We start from the raw sequence: 19371 nt of genomic DNA, 5'->3' as shown, positions 1-19371 counted from the left end.
AAGTGCTTTTTATCTGGCAGCCAAAGGCCGCAATAGGTGTCTGTTTGCAGCGCTTCTATAGCGTTATCTTTGTGGCTTGACCATGCCTGAGAATAAAAGCCCCATCAGTCGATGCGCCAGCGACGGCCTTTGGTGGCGACTTCAAACCGCGTCGGCGCGCGCGCAAATGCGGATAATCCGCTCAAAGCAGCAAGCGGATGGACCACGACGCGTACCGGAATTTCGCGCATGAAATGGCTGTGAGGTGCCTTGTCTTCAAAGGCTGCGCGGAATGATCCGGCCTGAAGTGCAGATAAAATGCGCTGTGGAATGCCGCCAGAAAGATAGACACCGCCATGCGCTTTGAAAACGAGCGCCAGATCACCTGCAATGCGTCCCAGATAGGTAACGAAAAGTTCCAGCGTTTCGACAGCCTGTGCATTGCTGCGATCAAGGCCAGCTGCGGTAATGTCTGGCGGCGTATCAAGAACCGGCGTTACTTTGTCGGCAGCACAGATTGCGAGATAAAGATTGCGCAAACCGCGTCCACACAGGATCTGTTCGGCTGCAACACGGCCTTCAATCGTCTCGATATGCGGGAACACTTCATAATCGCGGGCGCTGCGTGGGCCAATATCTATATGGCCGCCTTCGCCGGGGACGGGTACCCATGCCTTGCTGGTACGCACAAGCCCTGCAACACCCAGGCCAGTGCCTGGTCCCAGCACAACGCGCGTGGCGACGATCTCTTCGTCATTGCCACCGATCTGATGCAAATATTCTTTATTAATTGAGACAACGGCGAGCGCTTGTGCCTCAAAATCATTAAGAACTGTCACGTCTTCAAAGCCCAGATTGGCAATCAGCTGCTTTGGACGCACAACCCAATCGCAATTGGTGAGGTCAATTTCATCGCCATCGACCGGACCTGCAACCGCAAGAATTGCCGAGCGTGGGCGAATGGATGTGTGGTTGAGCACTGTTTGCTCGATTGCATCATCAATCGTTGCATAGTCAGCCGTTTGAACGACCGGAAACTCTTTTGGTTCGGCGTGAGAATCAACAAGCAGCGCGAAGCGCGCATTGGTGCCACCGATGTCGCCGACAAGGACGGGAAACTTAAAACTCTGGTCAGCGTTAATCATCATGTGCCTTGCTGTCTCGTTTATTCTTATTATTGGCGGGCGATACCGGAGTGCCTTATTAATCCAGCACTTTTATAAGTCTGTCTGCCGTTGCAGGGTTGAGCGCCATGGGAATGTCATAGACGCTGCCAAGGCGCGTCAGCGCTTTCACGTCCACGTCATGTGGGAGTGGTGAAAGCGGGTCAATGAAGAAGAACAATGCCTGCACAGTGCCTTCTGCAATCATTGCGCCGATTTGCTGATCACCGCCCAATGGACCGCTTTTGACACGCAGAATATTGAGAGAAGGACAGGCTTCTTGAATAAGTCCGCCCGTCGTGCCGGTCGCCACAATATCGTAGTGCGCCAAAGCCTTCTCGTGGCTGCGTGCGAAGGCAACCATCTCGTCCTTTTTCAGATCATGGGCAATCAGTGCAATGCGCAGGCGTTCGGACATGGGAATGATAACCTTGTCATTGGCTTGTTAAATCGTTTGAAAGCTATAGCGAAGCCATAAGCCAGTGAAAAGCATGTTTTCTATTACGTGCTTTAATTGGCATTATAGATCACATCTGCGATGGAATCAGGTGAGGGGCCGTTCAGCACCGAAGCGCAAGCCTTTGGTAGATCTGAAACCATCACCGGCTTTGGCTTTTTCGGTGGCTCTTTGGATGGCTTTGCTGGCTTCCACGGCTCGTCTGTAAACCACCATGCAAGCGACTTATCGCAGCCATCGCCGCCGGTGACTTTCGGCTGTGGTGTGCAATCAGGCGATCCCGGCTGGCAATGCAGTCTCACATGGAAATGATAGAAGTGGCCCCAATAAGGACGCACTTTTCCAAGCCACTTTCTATCGCCTGTGACGGTGTCGCAAAGCTGCTTCTTGATGCCGGGATGAACGAAAATACGCTCAACTTCCGGATAGCTTGCGGCATGCTTGATCAACGCGGTGCGCGCTGGCGTCCATTTCTTTGGATCGACATAAAGTGAATCGTTTTTCAGCATCGATACCGCAGAGACGCTTTCGCGCTCGGCATCTGTGAAGCGCTTCTTTGGCATAGGTGTGAGCCAGATGTCGGCATCAAGTCCGACCTGATGCGAGGCATGGCCCGTCAGCATCGGACCGCCGCGCGGCTGCGAAATATCACCAACCAGAAGCCCCGGCCAGCCGTCTTTTGCGGCGTCGCGAGAAAGCTTTTCCAGAAGCCCAATTGTGCGCGGGTGGCCCCAATTGCGGTTGCGCGACAAGCGCATAACCTGCCAGTTTGGCCCATCAATCGGGAGCGCAACGCCACCGGACAGACAGCCCTTGGCATAGAAGCCAATGGATTGCGGCTCCTGTGCTACCACTGGAAGTTTTTTGCTACCGAATGCCTGTTTGGCGGGTGCATCCTGCGCAAAAGCTTGCGCAGCGAATTCCGGCGCAATCATTGCCGTAAGGCAGGTTGCAAGGACGAAACGCGACCAGAATTTGGAGAGGAATCTCTTAGCCATGGGCAGTTTCCAAATAAATATTGCTCGAATCATTCGAACGGATAGCGCGGATTATGCTTCGCGTTGATTAAAACGGCAATTAATCACTTATTTTGCGCGTGTCTTTAGCCAAATCAGGTTCCCACTTTTACGCGATACGCTTTAGCGCCAGTTCTCATCCCGCCACATCATGCTAAAGGCGGTTTTGTAATCGGGATAGATAAATTCATAACCCAGCGCTTTGATGCGCTGGTTGGAGACCCGTTTGTTTTCGCCATAAAATGAGCGCGCCATTGGGGTCATCTCAGCTTCGTTAAACGGAACTTCCGGCGGCGGGGCAACGCCCATCAGTTCTGCTGCATAGGTGACGACGTCCTGCGGTGGCGCTGGTTCATTGTCAGTGATGTTGAATGCGCCGCCCGTGTTGGTGCCTGCAAGAAAGCGCAATGATCCGGCAATATCTTCCACATGGATACGATTGAAGACCTGATCTTCCTTGATAACACGGCGTGCGGTGCCGCGTTCAAGATTGATGAAAGCGTTGCGGCCGGGACCGTAAATTCCTGACAGGCGCAAAAGAGCAACTGGCGTGCCATGGCGCTCACTCAGCGCTTCCCATGCATCTTCTGCTTCAACGCGTTCAAGCGAACGTCGCGAGCCGGGTTGGCGCTTTGCTGCTTCGTCAATCCAGTTGCCGTCAAAATTGCCGTAGACACCGACCGTTGAAAGATAGCCGATCCAACGAATAGTATTGCCGGGGCGACACAGTGCTTCTTCAACGATTGCAAGCGAGGGGTCGCCATTCTCGCGCGGTGAAATCGAGATAACAACGTGGGTTGATTTTGCGAGACGGTCAATGAGTTCCGGTGAAGCGGTTTCACCGTCGAATATGATCGGTGCTATGCCGGATTTTTCGAGGAGCGGGAAATTCTGTTCGTTACGTGTGGTGCCGTCAATGCGTTCTGCCTCTCCGGTCATCAGGCGGGAAAAGGCTCTCGCAGAATAACCGGCTCCAAACAGAAAAATGCGCATTCTAACAGTCCTCCAATTTCCATTCTGCTCGCACCGTATCATCCTCTTCCGCTGAGGCCAGACGATTTTTTAGAATTTTGAAATGTTCTTCATCTGCCAGTTGCTTGAATGCCCAGATAGCCGCTCCACGCACAACAGCAGCGGGATCTTCGAGAAGGCTTTCCACTTGAGACACCAGCGACTGATCGTTCGAATTGCCCGTTGCAATCAGCACATTGCGCAAAAAGCGGTCACGTCCGATGCGCTTGACGGGCGAGCCGGAAAACAGCGTGCGGAAGCTTGGATCATCAAGGGCGAGAAAATCGGCAAGCCTTGGCGCTTTGAGATCATCGCGCGCTTTCAGCTTCATTTCGCTGGTCGCTTGCGCAAACTTGTTCCAGGGGCAGACCGAAAGGCAATCGTCGCAACCATAGATGCGATTGCCCATCGCTTTGCGAAACTCAAGCGGGATCGGGCCTTTGTTCTCAATGCTGAGATAGGAAATGCAGCGCCTAGCATCGATCCTGTAAGGCGATGGGAAGGCCTTTGTCGGGCAGGCATCGAGACATGCACGGCAGGAGCCGCAATGATCGCGATCCGGCTGGTCGGGTGGGATGTCAGCGGTGGTAAAAATTGAGCCGAGAAACAGCCACGAACCAAGTTCGCGGCTGACCAGATTGGTGTGTTTGCCCTGCCAGCCAAGCCCTGCGGCCTGTGCCAGCGGCTTTTCCATCACGGGAGCCGTATCAACAAAGACTTTGACATCTTGCCCCGCACGCGCAGCAAAACGGCTCGCTACATGCTTGAGCTTGCCCTTGATGATGTCGTGATAATCGCGGTTTTGTGCATAGACCGAGATTGCCGCACGGTCTTTGTGTTTGAGAATTTCGAGTGGGTTGCTGTCCGGGCCGTAATTCATGGCGAGCACCATGATGGACCGGACTTCAGGCCATAAAACGCTCGGATTGCCGCGGCGTTCTTCGGTTTCTTCCATCCAGAGCATATCGGCATGATGGCCGTCAGCAATATATTGCCGAAGACGCTGGGGCGCTTGCGGGATGGAATCAGGACCAGTGAAAGCCACGGCATCAAAGCCGACAGCTTTCGCTTCTTCGATCAGGAACCGCTTGAGCTTGAGCGCTTTTTCCGCAGCTTGATTATTGTCAGAAATCGAGGTCGCCATAATGAGCCACTGGAGCCAGTCCGCGCACACGATCAGCCAGGAGCGGGCGGAAAGCAGGGCGCGATTTCATGCGAGCATACCAGTCGCGCGCAGCTTTTGTCTCGCCCCATTCGATTTCACCGAGATAGTCGAGGACGGAAATAGACGCTGCCGCTGCCATATCCGCATAACTCGGATGACCACCAGCAAGCCAGTCGCGCGTTGCCGCAAGCCAGTCGATATAGCGCATGTGCTGGCGAATATTGGTTCGTGCGGCGCGAATGGCGGTTGAATCAGGTGCACTGCCGCCCATTTCGTCGGCCATTTGCAGCTTGAACACGCGCTCGCGGGCGATGTGGCGCGTGACTTCATTTTCGAGCTTGAGCAGAAACCAATCAACAAGGCGACGCACTTCGGCGCGTTCCATCGGGCTTTCTGGCAAAAGGCGACGGCTGCGCTTCAACGCACCGCGTGTTTCATCGAGGTATTCTGCAATGACGGTTGCGCCGACGACCGGCAGGTCACGTTCGGCCAACAGCACAGGAAGCGTTGCTGCCGGGTTGAGCGCAAGAAACTCTTTGCGGCGCGACCACGGACGTTCCTCGATCATTTCCGCTTCAACATCGTACTCACCGAGAATAAGCCGCACATAGCGCGAGCCTGAAGACATAGGATGATGAAAAAGCGTAAGCATAATCGACGCGGTACTCTCGACTAAAAAAGCTCTGATTGAATTCCGCTCAGGAATTGTGGCTGGCATTTGCACTGGCAGCAGGTTTTTCTGCTGTCAGGAGATTTAAGCCACCTCAACGGAATGTTTAGGTTATAGGTGCTAAGCTTGATGGAGACAAGCAATCGCTGTAGGCGCTAATTGTAGCACTTTCATGCTTAACAGCTCGTCAAGATGCGCCATTTTTATCCTGCCACCTTCTAAGGTACTGACTTCATGGAAATTTATAATCTTCTGGAAGCCGCTTTTCTCGGTCTGGTCGAAGGTTTGACGGAATTCATCCCTGTTTCGTCGACAGGCCACTTGCTGCTGATCGGCCATTTTCTGGGCTTTGAATCGAATGGTAAGACCTTTGAGGTGCTCATTCAGCTTGGTGCAATCCTTGCGATCCTGACGGTTTACTCGTCAAAACTCATCAAAATTCTGACCGATTTTCCGCGCGATGCCCGTACACGGCGCTTTGTTTTCGGCATTCTGTTGGCGTTTCTGCCTGCAGCTGTGATTGGCGCAATGGCACACGGCTTTATCAAAAGCGTGTTGTTTGAAACGCCGATGCTGGTTTGCGTTATGCTGATCCTTGGCGGTTTTATTCTGCTCTGGGTCGATCAGCTCGATCTTAAACCTCGCTATAATAATGTGATGGATTATCCGCTGCCGATTTGTCTGGCGATTGGCTTTGTGCAGTGCCTTGCAATGATCCCCGGCGTGTCGCGCTCAGGCTCAACGATTGTTGGCGCACTTTTGCTTGGGGCTGATAAACGTTCGGCGGCAGAGTTTTCGTTCTTCCTCGCCATGCCAACAATGGCCGGTGCTTTCACCTATGATCTTTATAAAAGCCACAGCTCGCTGTCGATGAATGACACAGCGCTGATCGTCGTTGGCTTTATCATGGCGTTTATTTCGGGCGTGTTCGTTGTGAAGCATTTGCTCGACTATGTTTCGCGCCATGGCTTCAAGCTGTTCGCATGGTGGCGTCTGATAGTTGGCTCGCTTGGAATGGCTGCACTTTTCATCTGGGGGTGAGGAGCGTTCCGCGTAGCGGACAAAAAGCCAACGATTTGGCTTTTTGAACGACGAACGCCCGAAGCCATAGCGGAGGGCTGGAGCGGCCCGCACAAAAGAAAAGGGGCCTTTCGGCCCCTTTATTCGTTAGTCTCGCAATCTCACGCAAATCCGGTCTTGGTGTATTGACCGGCAACACGGTAGCGCCAGAGATAGGCTGGAAGAACGGCGTCGACGGCTTCAGGCTTAATGCCGATACCCTGCAATGTGCGGCCTTCTTTAGTAGCCTGATCCGAGACAATATTATCGGACTTGAGCAACGTTACCTGATCATTGGTGAGCAGCGGATTTGGCAGCAGGCCGAGAACTGAAGCCTGAATGCGAGCAACCCAGAACGGCATGGACAAGATAATCCGCTTGCGTGCGATGACGCCGAGCATATCTTTCATCCAATGCTTGAATGGCTGTACGTCTGGTCCGCCCAATTCATAAATCGTGCCTGCAGTCAGATTACCATCGACGGCGCGTGCAACAGCTTCGGCAACATCACCGACGTAAACTGGCTGAAGCTTGGTTTCGCCGCCACCGACAACCGGCAGGAATGGCGAGAAGCGTGCCATATTGGCAAAGCGGTTGAAAAAGCGATCTTCATGGCCAAAAATAATCGATGGACGCAGGATGACCGTATCAGGCAGTACGCTCAGAACAGCCTTTTCGCCTTCTGCTTTTGTGCGGGCATAGTCAGATACAGAATTTGCATCTGCTGCAAGCGATGAAAGATGGGTGAGCTTGATGCCTGCAGCTTTGGTGGCTTCTGCGATGTTCTTTGCACCCAGAACCTGAACAGCGTTGAAACGCTGTTTACCGCTTTCCGAAAGAATGCCGACAAGGTTGATAACGTGATCGGCGCCGACGATTGCGCGCTCTACCGATGCGCGATTGCGAACATTGGCCTGAAGCATCTGGATCTGACCAACATTGCCGAGCGGCGCCATATAATAGGCAACCTCTGGCTTGCGCACAGCAACGCGCACACGATAACCACGTTTGGTAAGGGCTGCTACGACCGCACGCCCAACAAAGCCAGAGCCGCCAAAAACGGTGACCAGTTTCGGCTTATTGTGTACTTCGTTTGGTTCGGTCTTCATCCTGAACTCCTGCATGAAAGCCTGATTATTACGCCGGACATGATCATTGCGGCATGTTTTCTGGCGCTGATTTATCGCCTTTTGGCAACAACGCAAAGGGGACTTGTTGTCACGACTGCGACAAAGGCCGCTTTTCCCGTATTAAACATGCAATACCGCTTTGAGATTTCGCGGCTTACTGGTAAATCGCGCGCATGAGCACACCACTTGACCATATTCGCAATTTTTCGATCGTCGCCCATATCGACCACGGCAAATCGACGCTGGCCGACCGCCTCATTCAATTGACGGGCGGGCTGGACACGCGTGAGATGAAGGACCAGGTCCTCGACTCGATGGATATCGAGCGCGAGCGCGGCATTACCATCAAAGCCCAGACCGTTCGTCTTACCTATAAGGCGAAGAACGGCGAGGACTATGTGCTGAACCTTATCGACACCCCCGGACACGTCGACTTCGCTTATGAAGTCTCGCGTTCGCTGGCTGCGTGCGAAGGTTCGCTTCTGGTGGTAGATGCTTCACAGGGCGTTGAAGCGCAGACGCTGGCCAATGTCTATCAAGCCATCGACAACAACCACGACATCGTGGTGGTGCTGAACAAGGTTGATCTTCCGGCGGCAGAGCCTGAACGCGTTCAGAACCAGATCGAAGAAGTCATCGGTATTGATGCAAGCAAGGCTGTGATGATCTCGGCCAAGACGGGCCTCGGTATTCCTGATGTGCTGGAAGCGATTGTTGAGCAGCTGCCGCCTCCCAAAGAGGGCGACCGTAATGCGCCATTGAAGGCTATGCTGGTCGACAGCTGGTATGATAGTTATCTCGGCGTTATCGTTCTGGTCCGTGTGATCGACGGTGTGCTGAAAAAGGGCCAGACCATCCGCATGATGGGTACAGGCGCGAAATATCCGGTTGAACGCACCGGCGTTTTCACGCCTAAAATGGTTCAGATGGATGAACTAGGACCAGGTGAACTGGGCTTCATCACCGCTTCCATCAAGGAAGTGGCTGATACCCGCGTCGGTGATACCATCACCGAAGATCGTCGCCCGACAGCAGCGGCTTTGACGGGCTTTAAGCCAGCGCAGCCGGTTGTGTTCTGCGGACTTTTCCCGGTTGATGCTGCCGACTTTGAAGACCTGCGTGCTGCCATGGGCAAGCTGCGCCTCAATGATGCGTCGTTCTCGTTTGAAATGGAAACCTCTGCGGCGCTCGGTTTCGGCTTCCGCTGCGGGTTCCTGGGGCTTCTACATCTTGAAATTATTCAGGAACGCCTTGAGCGCGAGTTCGATCTCGACCTCATCACGACGGCACCTTCGGTTGTCTATCGCCTGAATATGCAGGACGGCTCGCAAAAAGAACTGCACAACCCGGCTGATATGCCGGATGTTGTGAAGATCGAAGCGATTGAAGAACCATGGATTCGCGCAACCATCATGACGCCGGATGATTATCTCGGCGCGATCATGAAACTCTGTCAGGAGCGCCGCGGACTCCAGATCGATCTGACCTATGTTGGTCCGCGCGCGATGATCACCTATGATCTGCCGCTCAACGAAGTCGTGTTCGATTTCTACGATCGTCTGAAGTCGATCTCGAAGGGTTACGCCTCGTTCGATTATAATCTCTCGGATTATCGTGAGGGCGATCTGGTCAAGATGTCGATCCTTGTGAACGAAGAACCAGTGGACGCGCTTTCGATGCTCGTTCACCGCTCGGCTGCTGAAAAGCGTGGCCGTGCGCTTTGCGAAAAGCTCAAAGAGCTGATCCCACAGCACATGTTCAAGATTCCTATTCAGGCAGCCATTGGCGGACGCATTGTGGCGCGTGAAACCATTTCGGCGCTGCGCAAGGACGTAACGGCCAAGTGCTACGGTGGCGATATTTCGCGTAAGCGCAAACTTCTGGACAAGCAGAAGGAAGGCAAGAAGCGCATGCGCCAGTTCGGTAAGGTGGAAATCCCGCAAGAGGCCTTCATTCAGGCACTCAAGATGGGTGATGATTGATCACGTTGCTTGACTGATTGATAACATCATGCTCCCCTGAAATAGGTTAGGGGAGCTTACATGTCGCTTATGAGCAAAATTATACTGCGCCAGGGTATTCACATTGGCGAGCCGGCTGCGGAAGACGATCGTCAGTTTTTATCAGAATGCTTTGTTGATTTGCCTATCGTTGATCAATTAAAAGATTTCGCTTCTCCAAAATGCATTCTGTTAGGGCGCACTGGTACTGGAAAAACTGCTATTCTAAATAATATAGAGGCAACTAATCGTAATTGCATCAGGCTTGACCCTAAAGATATTGCATTTGATTATATAGCCAACTCAAATATTATATCTTTTCTTTTTGATAGTGGTTGTAATCTTTCGTTATTGTTTCAGCATTTATGGAAGCATGTATTTTGTACGAAGGTAATTCAAAAATACTTCGAAAGTAGGAATATTTTTGATATTGCCTTGGATAGTATATCTCCAGCAAAGTCAGGTATGAAGTCATACTTAGAGAATTATTCTGATAAGTTCTGGATAGAGCATGATGTAGCTATTAGAGAAATTTCAGATTCTTTTGCGGGTCGATTGGAAAGTGAACTTCGTAGTACGCTTGGTGCTGACTTTGCGAAAATAGAATCAGGAATGATATCTGAGCTGAATCTTTCTTCATCGCAGAGGAAAGAAATAATCGCGCGTACACAGAAGGCTGTCTCAGATATGCAGATGAGAGAGTTGGCCCGCGCGATTGATAGTTTAAATGAAATAATGAATAACCGTCAAAAGCAATATTACGTAATAATTGATGAACTGGATTTGGATTGGGTTGATAGTTCCATTAAGTATAGTTTAATAAGGTCTCTTATTGAGTCTGCTAAATCTTTACGGAAGTTACGAAATGTTAAAGTAATAATCGCTCTTAGAACAGACCTTTATGAGCGGTCAATAAATGATGATAATGTTGAAGGAATTCAGCCAGAAAAATATGAGGGCATGATTTGCGACATTCGGTGGAATGAAAGAAGCCTTAGGAACGTCGTAGATAAAAGAATAGAGTTTATGTTCAAAAGAACTTATACAAAGCAGGGGGTAAAATTTACAGATATTTTCCCTAGTGACATTAGAAGAATTGAATCTTTTGAATATATAGTTGAGAGAACTTTGTATCGGCCTAGGGATATTATTGCCTTTCTAAACTCAATATTAGATATATCAGCTGGATCTCCAACGATTTCTGCTAGAAATGTCACTGAGGCTGAAGCAAACTATTCCCGAAAGCGATTTGATGCCCTTTGTCGGGAATGGGAAACACTTCACCCTCATCTCAAAATCTACTTAGGATTTTTACGAGGTCGAACTGGAAAGCATGATGTTAGCACAATAGCTCTTCGAGAAATAATTATGGATGTTTGTTTGGCGGTAGACGATGCCGCTAAAGAGGGGCAGTTAAAGGATAGCGTAGAGCGACAGTGCGAGATTTATTCTAGGCGGGAAAATCCATCGAAGTTAAGGGATGTTGCGTCCAGCTTACTCGCGGTCTTTTATAAAGTTGGAGCTGTGGAGTTGAAGCTCTCAAAGGGTGATGTTTTTCGGGCCTGTTATAAAAATGAATCTCATATAGCTGAAAACCAAATTGGATTAGATGCTGCTTTTAAAGTAACTCCAATGCTTTGGAGGAGTCTTGGTATTACTCCTAATCTAGGATAAATATGACTAATCGCCCCCACATCTCCATCGTCTACTGCACGCAATGCAACTGGATGCTGCGGGCTGCATGGCTGGCGCAGGAGTTGCTGCAGACATTCGGGCAGGACTTGGGCGAGGTGGCATTGCGGCCCGGCACAGGTGGTGTATTTGAAATCCGCGTCCAGTTAGAGAATGGTGAGGGTGAACTCATCTGGGAGCGTAAGCGTGACGGCGGATTTCCGGAAGCCAAGGTATTGAAGCAACGCGTGCGTGATCTGGTCTGGCCTGATCGCGATCTTGGTCACTCTGATAGGACGTTAAAACCTGAATAAGACAAAGCCCGCAAGTTGCGGGCTCTCTTATCTGTATGCTCACAATATGGCCTCAGGCGCTCAGGGCTCGCCGTGGAGCGCTTGCTTGCCGTGAATATGGCTGAGGCAAGTGCGCCTATTTTTCACGCGCTGGCACCTAATAAATTGCCCATGATGATAGTTCTTCTTGTCAAATGTCGTGTGAACGTCTATCTCCCAAAATGTAACGATATTACATAACTTAAATATCAGGAGATAACAGATATGGTAAAATTGCTGACTTCGGTTAGTCTGTGCGCGGCTCTGGCTTTCGCAGGGCAGGCTCTGGCGGAGACAAAGGAAAAATCTGTGTCCAGTCACACTCATTCGCATTCGCATGACCACGCGCACAAAGACGAAAAGAACGCTGCAAACGGTTATTTCGAGGACAATCAGGTCAAGGACCGTCAGCTTTCCGATTGGGCGGGTGATTGGCAGTCAGTTTATCCATATTTGAAAGACGGAACGCTTGATGCTGTTTTCGCGCACAAGGCGGAGCATGGCGATAAGAGCGCCAAGGAATATGCCGACTATTATGAGATTGGTTATCGGACGGATGTGGACCGCATCGTCATTAAGGGTGACGAAGTTTCATTTTATAAAGGCGATAAAGCGTCCACCGGCAAATACGCCAGCGATGGCCATGAAGTTCTGACCTATGCCAAGGGAAATCGCGGCGTTCGTTTCATCTTTAAGAAGGTTGAGGGCGATAGTTCTGCGCCTGAATATATGCAGTTCAGCGATCACCGCATAGCGCCGGAAAAGGCCGATCACTACCATCTCTATTGGGGCAATGATCGTGCGGCTCTGCTCAAAGAAGTTACAAACTGGCCGACTTATTATCCGTCTTCATTAAGCGGCAAAGATATCGCGCACGACATGGTGCATCATTGATTATCTGATCTGTGAAAGCGGAATCAGTTTGAGAGGCCGGAGTGTGAAAAGCACTCTGGCTTTTTGATTTTTTTAATCGCGCAGGTTTCAACCACGAAAAATCGTATGGGTCATTTGTTCGATGTGGATTGTGATTTTAAACAATAAGCCGAGCGAATAGTAACCGACGGCCGCTGGAGCGGTGTCTGTTGTTTATTTGCTTAACCTATTGAAAAGAATGGCGCACCCGAAAGGATTCGAACCTCTGACCCCCAGATTCGTAGTCTGGTGCTCTATCCAGCTGAGCTACGGGTGCTTGCCTGTGTGCCGCGTCGTCTGCGGCGATGGGCGGTTGATAATCGGCCCCAATGCTAAAAGCAAGCGCCTTCTTGGAAAAAAATGAAGTTCTGTGAAGTTTTTTTGTCAAAGCCCGGTTTTCCGGGCTTTTCCCGCATACTTTAGAATGTGGAAAACTAGGTAGCAATGGAAGAAACCTCACCAGATGCTCACACAGCTATCATTTCTGATGGGAATCAGTGGTTCAACGTTATGATTTTACGTGCATTTTTTCGGCGAAAGGCAAAATTAGGCTAAGTTGCCTCAGAGCGGCTATGCTTTTTGTCATGCCAATTGGACAAGTCAGGCAGACGAATCTCGAAATGCGCTCCAATAGGCCGATCTTCGCGTAATTCGATGGTTCCGCCATGCGCGCGAACCAGTTCCTGAGCAATGGCCAGACCAAGGCCCGTCCCATCGCTGCGGGTCGATCCCTTGAACGCAGTGAAAAGGTTGTCGCGTGCCTTTTGTGGTAGGCCGGGGCCGGTGTCCTCAACACCGATGATCGCTGTTGTCCCAATACGCCCTGCGGAAAGGGTTAGCCGCTTAACGGTTGATACGTCGCTTGGTCTGTCACGTTCCATGGCCTGTACCGAATTACGGCATAGGTTGCAGAGAACACGAAAGAGCTGTTCGGAATCGACATTGAGCTCAAAATCTTCGGTAACCAGATTCTCAAACTCAATGCCGTTTTCTTTGTCGACGTTCAGTGTCTCACGCACATCCTCAATGATAGTGTGCAGCTTGACGCGGCGCGGGGCAGGCGGCAGTTCCTGTGAGCGGCCATAAGCCATCACGCTCTCGGAATAGCTGATCGCACGGCTTAATGTATGAATGAGCTTTGGCGCAAATCGTTTGACTGCGGGGTCTTCCGTGTCGGCAAGCCTGTCAGACATGAGCTGTGCCGATGCCAGAATGTTGCGCATGTCGTGGTTGATCTTGGAAACGGCAAGACCCAAATCAGCAAGATGTTTCTGTTCTTTGAGTGTGCGTTGCAAGTCTGCCTGAATATGCGCGATCTGGCGCTGAGCCACACCAAACTCGTCTTTGCGATCTTCTGGCACCAGAATCTTGGTTGGATTGTCGGGCGATAACGCAAAGTCAATCATATTGCGATGCATAAGGCGGACAGGCCGCAGCAGCATCTCATGGATGATGAGATAGATAAGGCTCGCCGCAATAATCGAGATGAGCAAGGAGATCAGAGCGACGTTGATCGCGTAGCTAAGCATCGCGTGGCGAAGCGGTGCGTCCGAGGTAACGATTTCAATAATCTGCCCTGATGGATCATTGGGTGGAACAGATCCATAAATTCGCAAAGTTCGGTTGCCGCCGTTAAACAGAGTGCCAAAAGCATCCCAAATGGCAGCCGCTTCGCTGATATTGTTAAGATCGATCACCTGATCGATTGGGCCGGGCATTTCGCTCATAGCAAGCAAATTGGAGGCGCCTGCACTCCGCAAAGCAATTGCTTTGGTGCCGGTGGCAAGCAGAACCTTGTCCTGCACTTCACGCGGAATATCTATATTGCCGCTGGCAACGAGCACTTCGCTGACCGCTTCCACTGTATCAAGACGCGAGTTCATCCAGCGCACACGCATATTGGCGACGGAGGGTACAAAAATCAGAACTTCGGCGATGAGTACGGCGAGCGCTGTCAGAATGAGAAGTTTGTTGGATAGACGGTTGCGCCAAGGCAGTCTTGTGAAATGCGTGGGCGAAACTTTGTCGTCTTGCGCTGAGGCCATAGCCGGTGCTCGCGCAGCAATCTCTGCTGCAACTCCACCGGATTCCATGGTCTTTTCAATGGCCGTCATACGCACAATCCATATCGACGGATTGTTCGCAGGAGATGCAACATTCCATCAGGGTAGTTTCTGAATAAATAATATAGTTACAAATGTTGCCATCTATATATGCCCGCAAAAGATAATTCCAACGGCAATTGCAGTTCTGAGTTTAAACAATCTGGTTCTGGCTGGTTCTGGAGCATTGCGAGCATTACCGAAATTTAACTCGACGTGCGGAATCGCCACGTGCAAAATCGCAAATGGGAAAATCCGTGATGACGCAACACGTGCACGATTATGCAACCTATTGGCGCGATCATCATTTTGATACTCTTTGCAGGCATGAAAGTGTCAGCATGAATGCAAATATTTAAATCAGATGCCTTTCGATACACTCGATAGCGCTCTGTCGGAGAGTTGAATGAAGTCCTGGAAGCAGATTGTTCTGTGCCTGCTTATTATCGGAGCTGCCGCGGGTGGCTGGTATCTCTATAAAAACAAAGACTCTTCAACACAGACTGCTTCAGGCAATGCTCCCGCACAGCAGTCGCATGGCGGTGCTGGCGGTCGTTCGGCACCGCTTGTTGTGGTTGAGCCAGCAGGTGAAGAAACGATCAACAATCGGCTCACGGCAATTGGCTCTGCACGCGCATTGAGCACGGTTTCGGTCACGCCCTATTCGAGCGGCTATATGAATGAGCTGCTTGTGAAGGCAGGTGATGCCGTCAAGTCGGGTGATCCGATTGCTATTCTTGACAATGAAACGGAAACCATCGCCGTCAATAAAGCGCAGATCGCGCTGAAAGACGCCGAAACGACCCGTCAGCGCATTGCGCGTTTGCGTGCCACCAACACGGCAACCGTCGTGCAGGAAGTGGAAGCTGATCTTGCGCTTGCAAATGCAAAGCTCGCTCTTGATGACGCGCAGCTGGCATTAAGCCGCCGTACGGTGCGTGCGCCAATTTCCGGCGTCGTCGGTATTCTTCCGGTCAATGCCGGTAACTATGTGACTGCACAAACCGCGATTGCGCGCATTGATGATCGCTCGAAAGTACTGATTGATATCTGGGTGCCGGAACGTTTTGCACCGCAGATCAAGGTTGGTCAGCCACTGACCGCAGAATCGACTGCTTTTCCCGGCGTGAGCTACAAGGGTGCAATCAATGCCGTGGATAATATGCTTGATGAGGCAAGCCGCACGCTGCATGTGCGTGCTGAGGTCAACAATGACGAAGACCGTCTGCGTGCTGGCATGTCCTTCTCAGTGACGGTTCTTTTCCCCGGCGACAGTTTTCCTTCGGTTGATCCGCTGGCGATCCAGTGGGGAGCGGATGGTTCTTATGTCTGGCGCGTCGAAGAAGGCAAAGCTAAGAAAGTGGCGGCGCGTATTGTGCAGCGCAATTCCACCAATATCCTGATTGATGGGCCTGTGAAACAGGGTGATATGATCGTCACGCAGGGCGTGCAGACCGTGCGTGATGATGCACCTGTGCGCTTGCAGGATGAGCAGGGCACAGCGCGCATCGATCCGGCTGCCAAAGCCCGCGTTGCAGGGTGAGGATAAAGCGTGAGCAATCCTAATTCGAATCCCAGCAATCAAGGCGGATCGACGGCGCTTTTCATTCGCCGTCCAGTGTTTGCTTTTGTTATCAATGTTCTGATTATCGTCGCAGGCCTTGCAGCCTTTACCGGTGTCGATATTCGTGAACTGCCGGATGTTGACCGTCCGGTTGTCACCATCAGCACTGATTTCAGTGGTGCATCCGCAGAAACCATCGACCGGCAGCTGACACAGGTACTGGAAAACGCCGTTGCGCGTGTTTCAGGCGTGAAGTCGATTTCGTCTTCGTCATCCTTTGAGCGCAGCCGTGTGACGGTTGAGTTTAACGACGGTGTGGACCTCAATGTCGCTGCTGCCGATATGCGCGATGCGATTTCGCGTGTGGCCAATAATGTGCCAGAAGAGGCCGATCCTTCACGCATCATCAAGGCGGACTCAAACGCTGATCCTGTGATGCGTCTTGCCGTTACGTCCGACACCATGTCGGTAGATGACATGACGGTTCTGGTTGAAGACCAGATCGAAGACGTCTTGTCTGCGGTTCCGGGTGTCGCCGACGTACAGATCAATGGTGATCGCGACAAGATTTTCCGCATCGATATCAATCAGGCGCGGCTTGCGAGCTATGGCCTGACCATTGCCGATATTTCGAGCGCACTGTCTTCGATGGGGCTGGATGCTCCAGCGGGTTCCTTGCGCAGCTCTGATCAATCGATTGTCGTGCGTGCGACAGCCAATCTGGAAAAGCCCGAGGACTTTGAAAACGTCTATATCAAAGGCCGCACCCAAATTCGCGATGTCGCAACAGTAACCCTCGGACCAGATATTGAAAGCTCTGCCGTGCGCTCCAACGGCAAGACAGCAATCGGCCTTGGCATTGTGCGTCAGGCACAGTCGAACACACTCGATATTTCCGAAGGCATTCGCGCCGCCGTTGCAAATCTGAAGAATACATTGCCAGCCGGTGTCAGCGTCACTGTGACAAGTGATGATGCAAACTTCATCAAAGGCGCGATCCACGAAGTTGAAATCGCACTGATCGCTTCGGTGATCATCGTTGTCGTGATCATCTTCATGTTTTTGTGGGATATTCGCGCGACGCTTATTCCCGCTTTGGCTATTCCAGTTGCATTGATTGGAACGATTGCTGCCATTTATCTCAGCGGCTTTTCGGTCAATATTCTCACGCTTCTGGCGCTGGTGCTTGCCACTGGCCTTGTGGTGGATGATGCGATTGTGGTGCTCGAAAACATTGTGCGCCGACGCAATCAGGGCATGGGGCCGCGTGCGGCAGCCGTCCTTGGCACGCAGGAAGTGTTTTTCGCGGTGGTTGCCACCACGCTCACGCTTGTTGCAGTTTTTGTGCCGATTTCGTTTCTACCGGGGCAGGCGGGTGGTCTGTTCCGCGAATTTGGTTTCGTGTTGGCAATTGCCATTCTGCTGTCGTCGGTCGTGGCTCTGACACTTTGCCCGATGCTGGCATCGCGCTTTCTCAAAGAGGGCAGCGAGGCCGGTGAGGGCGGGCATGGCCCCCAATTCCTGCAACGCATCGGCGGCGGTCTGGCAAGTTTCTATCGCAGGAGCCTTCATGCCTGCTTGTCCGCTCCCTTCATTGTGGTGATGGTCGCGATACTGTTTGCAGGTGCGTCCTATGTCGGCTTTGGCACACTCCGGCAGGAGCTGACCCCGACGGAAGACCGCGCTGTTGCATTGTTGCGCATCAACGGACCGCAGGGCATCAGCGTGGAGTTCCTTCAGTCGCAGCTCGATAAGATTGAAGCGGCTATCCAGCCTCTGCGTGACAGCGGTGAAATAGAGACCACTTATGCCATTGCCGGTTCCGGCGGTTCGTCCAATAACGGCTTCGTGGTAATGACGCTTGCGCCATGGAAGGAGCGCGCCCGCTCGCAGCAAGAAATTATGGCTGATATTAACGAGCGAGTGCGGGGCATTACTGCCGTGCGTATCTTCACGGCTCAGCCAAACAGTCTTGGTATCCGTGGTGCGGGTAACGGTTTGCAGTTTGCTGTTCTTGGCAGCGATTATGCAAAATTGCGCCCTGCAACCGATGCCATTGTCTCGGCTCTCGAAAAAGATCCGCGTTTTGTGCAGCCGCGTCTCTCGGTTGAACCAACACAACCGCAGCTTTCCGTTGAGATCAACCGTGAACGCGCATCCGATTTGGGCATTGATATTACCGGGCTCGCCAATGCGGTGCAGTCGGTTCTTGATGGCCGTAAAATCGGCTCGGTCTATGTGGGCGATAGAAGCTTCGACGTGAAGCTTGTCTCGACCACAAATCCGATCAATGACCCGACCGATCTTGAAAACGTCTTCCTCAAGACGACTGATGGTCGTTATGTCCCGATGTCGTCGATTGCGACGGTTGTCGAAAAAGCAGTTCCACCGCAGTTGAACCGTGAAGAGCGTTTGCGCTCGGTTGCGATCACCACCGATCTGCGCAGTGATTTTGCCTTGGGTGATGCTTATGCGGCAGCGCTGGAAATCGCGGCCCCGCTGTTGCCGCCCGGCGCGCACATTATTCCGCTGGCGGAAGCCTCGACACTGAGCGAAACCTCAACGGGTATTGCGCTGGTGTTCGGCTTTGCAATCATCATCATTATGCTGGTTCTGGCTGCGCAGTTTGAAAGCTTCGTCAGTGCGCTGATCGTGATGGCGACGGTGCCGCTCGGTCTCGGCTGTGCTGTGTTTGCGATGATCCTCACCGGCACCAGCCTCAACGTTTATAGCCAGATCGGGCTTGTGCTGTTGGTCGGCATCATGGCCAAGAACGGTATTCTGATCGTCGAATTTGCTGATCAGTTGCGCGACAAGGGCATGAATGTGCGGCAGGCTATTGAAGAAGCGGCCAATATCCGCTTGCGTCCGGTCTGCATGACGATGATCTGTTCGGTTCTCGGCGGTGTGCCGCTGGTGTTGGCGAGCGGTGCGGGCGCAGAAGCACGCGTTGCGCTCGGCTGGGTGATTGTCGGTGGCCTTGGCCTTGCAACTATCGCAACGCTGTTCGTAACGCCGGTTGCCTATCTTCTGCTTGGACGCTTCACCAAGCCAAAGGTTGAAGAAGAAGCACGGTTGGAACGCGAACTGGTCCGAGCTGTGGCTCTGGAAGAAAAGCTGAAATGAAAAAAGCCCGGTCG

The 19371-nt window shown here is 51.9% G+C and carries 15 protein-coding genes and 1 tRNA gene; 7 read left to right on the top strand and 9 right to left on the bottom strand.

Going from position 1 to position 19371, the window contains the following annotated elements:
• Positions 1 to 104: 104 nt before the first annotated feature.
• The 6 genes from J2782_RS07520 to J2782_RS07495 all read right to left on the bottom strand — a co-directional run bounded on the left by J2782_RS07520 (position 105) and on the right by J2782_RS07495 (position 5443).
• A complete protein-coding gene (locus tag J2782_RS07520; RefSeq protein WP_310011129.1) occupies positions 105 to 1124 on the bottom strand; it encodes a glucokinase in 1020 nt (339 codons plus the stop codon).
• A gap of 58 nt (positions 1125 to 1182) precedes the next feature.
• Positions 1183 to 1560 carry a methylglyoxal synthase gene (locus J2782_RS07515; protein ID WP_250039435.1) on the bottom strand — a complete coding sequence of 126 codons (378 nt, stop codon included), beginning with the start codon at positions 1558 to 1560 and terminating at the stop codon, positions 1183 to 1185.
• A gap of 92 nt (positions 1561 to 1652) precedes the next feature.
• Complete coding sequence (mepA, locus tag J2782_RS07510) at positions 1653 to 2597, bottom strand: penicillin-insensitive murein endopeptidase (RefSeq protein WP_310010970.1); 945 nt, start codon at positions 2595 to 2597, stop codon at positions 1653 to 1655.
• 141 nt (positions 2598 to 2738) lie between these two features.
• Positions 2739 to 3608 (bottom strand): SDR family oxidoreductase, encoded by an 870-nt coding sequence (locus J2782_RS07505; RefSeq protein WP_310010969.1) that lies wholly within the window; start codon positions 3606 to 3608, stop codon positions 2739 to 2741.
• A 1-nt stretch (position 3609) separates the two neighbouring features.
• Positions 3610 to 4770 carry a tRNA epoxyqueuosine(34) reductase QueG gene (gene queG / locus J2782_RS07500; protein WP_310010968.1) on the bottom strand — a complete coding sequence of 387 codons (1161 nt, stop codon included), beginning with the start codon at positions 4768 to 4770 and terminating at the stop codon, positions 3610 to 3612.
• A complete protein-coding gene (locus tag J2782_RS07495) occupies positions 4751 to 5443 on the bottom strand; it encodes a glutathione S-transferase family protein (RefSeq protein ID WP_094506302.1) in 693 nt (230 codons plus the stop codon). The genes queG and J2782_RS07495 overlap by 20 nt, the downstream gene beginning before the upstream one ends.
• Positions 5444 to 5695: 252 nt before the next feature.
• Between J2782_RS07495 and J2782_RS07490 the strand changes: the two genes are divergently transcribed.
• Positions 5696 to 6502, top strand: a complete 807-nt coding sequence (locus tag J2782_RS07490; RefSeq protein ID WP_310010967.1) for an undecaprenyl-diphosphate phosphatase — start codon at positions 5696 to 5698, stop codon at positions 6500 to 6502.
• Positions 6503 to 6642: 140 nt separating this feature from the next.
• Here J2782_RS07490 and J2782_RS07485 read toward each other — a convergent pair whose 3' ends face one another.
• Entirely contained in the window at positions 6643 to 7629 is a 987-nt protein-coding gene (locus J2782_RS07485; protein ID WP_310010966.1) for a complex I NDUFA9 subunit family protein, read from the bottom strand.
• A 194-nt stretch (positions 7630 to 7823) separates the two neighbouring features.
• Between J2782_RS07485 and lepA the strand changes: the two genes are divergently transcribed.
• From lepA to J2782_RS07465, 4 genes are all read left to right on the top strand, one after another.
• The gene (gene lepA / locus J2782_RS07480) at positions 7824 to 9632 is read left to right on the top strand and encodes a translation elongation factor 4 (RefSeq protein WP_310010965.1); all 1809 of its coding nucleotides are present in this window, start codon (positions 7824 to 7826) and stop codon (positions 9630 to 9632) included.
• A 60-nt stretch (positions 9633 to 9692) separates the two neighbouring features.
• Positions 9693 to 11324, top strand: a complete 1632-nt coding sequence (locus tag J2782_RS07475; protein ID WP_310010964.1) for a P-loop ATPase, Sll1717 family — start codon at positions 9693 to 9695, stop codon at positions 11322 to 11324.
• A gap of 2 nt (positions 11325 to 11326) precedes the next feature.
• Positions 11327 to 11635: an Rdx family protein gene (locus tag J2782_RS07470; RefSeq protein ID WP_310010963.1), complete on the top strand. Its 309-nt coding sequence runs from the start codon at positions 11327 to 11329 to the stop codon at positions 11633 to 11635.
• 243 nt (positions 11636 to 11878) lie between these two features.
• On the top strand, positions 11879 to 12547 hold the full coding sequence (locus tag J2782_RS07465; protein ID WP_310010962.1) for a metal-binding protein ZinT: 669 nt from the start codon (positions 11879 to 11881) through the stop codon (positions 12545 to 12547).
• Positions 12548 to 12765: 218 nt separating this feature from the next.
• On the opposite strand, the gene J2782_RS07460 is transcribed toward J2782_RS07465, so the two are convergent.
• Together J2782_RS07460 and J2782_RS07455 are read right to left on the bottom strand one after the other, a co-directional pair.
• A tRNA-Arg gene (locus J2782_RS07460) sits at positions 12766 to 12842 on the bottom strand.
• 274 nt (positions 12843 to 13116) lie between these two features.
• Entirely contained in the window at positions 13117 to 14658 is a 1542-nt protein-coding gene (locus J2782_RS07455; protein WP_404989610.1) for a sensor histidine kinase, read from the bottom strand.
• 415 nt (positions 14659 to 15073) lie between these two features.
• On the opposite strand from J2782_RS07455, the gene J2782_RS07450 reads away from it, so the two are divergent.
• Both J2782_RS07450 and J2782_RS07445 read left to right on the top strand, forming a co-directional pair.
• Positions 15074 to 16210 carry an efflux RND transporter periplasmic adaptor subunit gene (locus J2782_RS07450; protein ID WP_310010959.1) on the top strand — a complete coding sequence of 379 codons (1137 nt, stop codon included), beginning with the start codon at positions 15074 to 15076 and terminating at the stop codon, positions 16208 to 16210.
• Positions 16211 to 16219: 9 nt separating this feature from the next.
• Positions 16220 to 19357, top strand: a complete 3138-nt coding sequence (locus J2782_RS07445) for an efflux RND transporter permease subunit (RefSeq protein ID WP_310010958.1) — start codon at positions 16220 to 16222, stop codon at positions 19355 to 19357.
• The last annotated feature ends 14 nt before the right edge of the window (positions 19358 to 19371 follow it).

This window comes from Brucella pseudogrignonensis (assembly GCF_031454375.1).
In the GTDB taxonomy this organism is placed as follows: domain Bacteria; phylum Pseudomonadota; class Alphaproteobacteria; order Rhizobiales; family Rhizobiaceae; genus Brucella; species Brucella pseudogrignonensis_A.
Note: the sequence above shows the minus strand (reverse complement) of the source record. Positions and strands in the feature narration are given on the sequence as shown.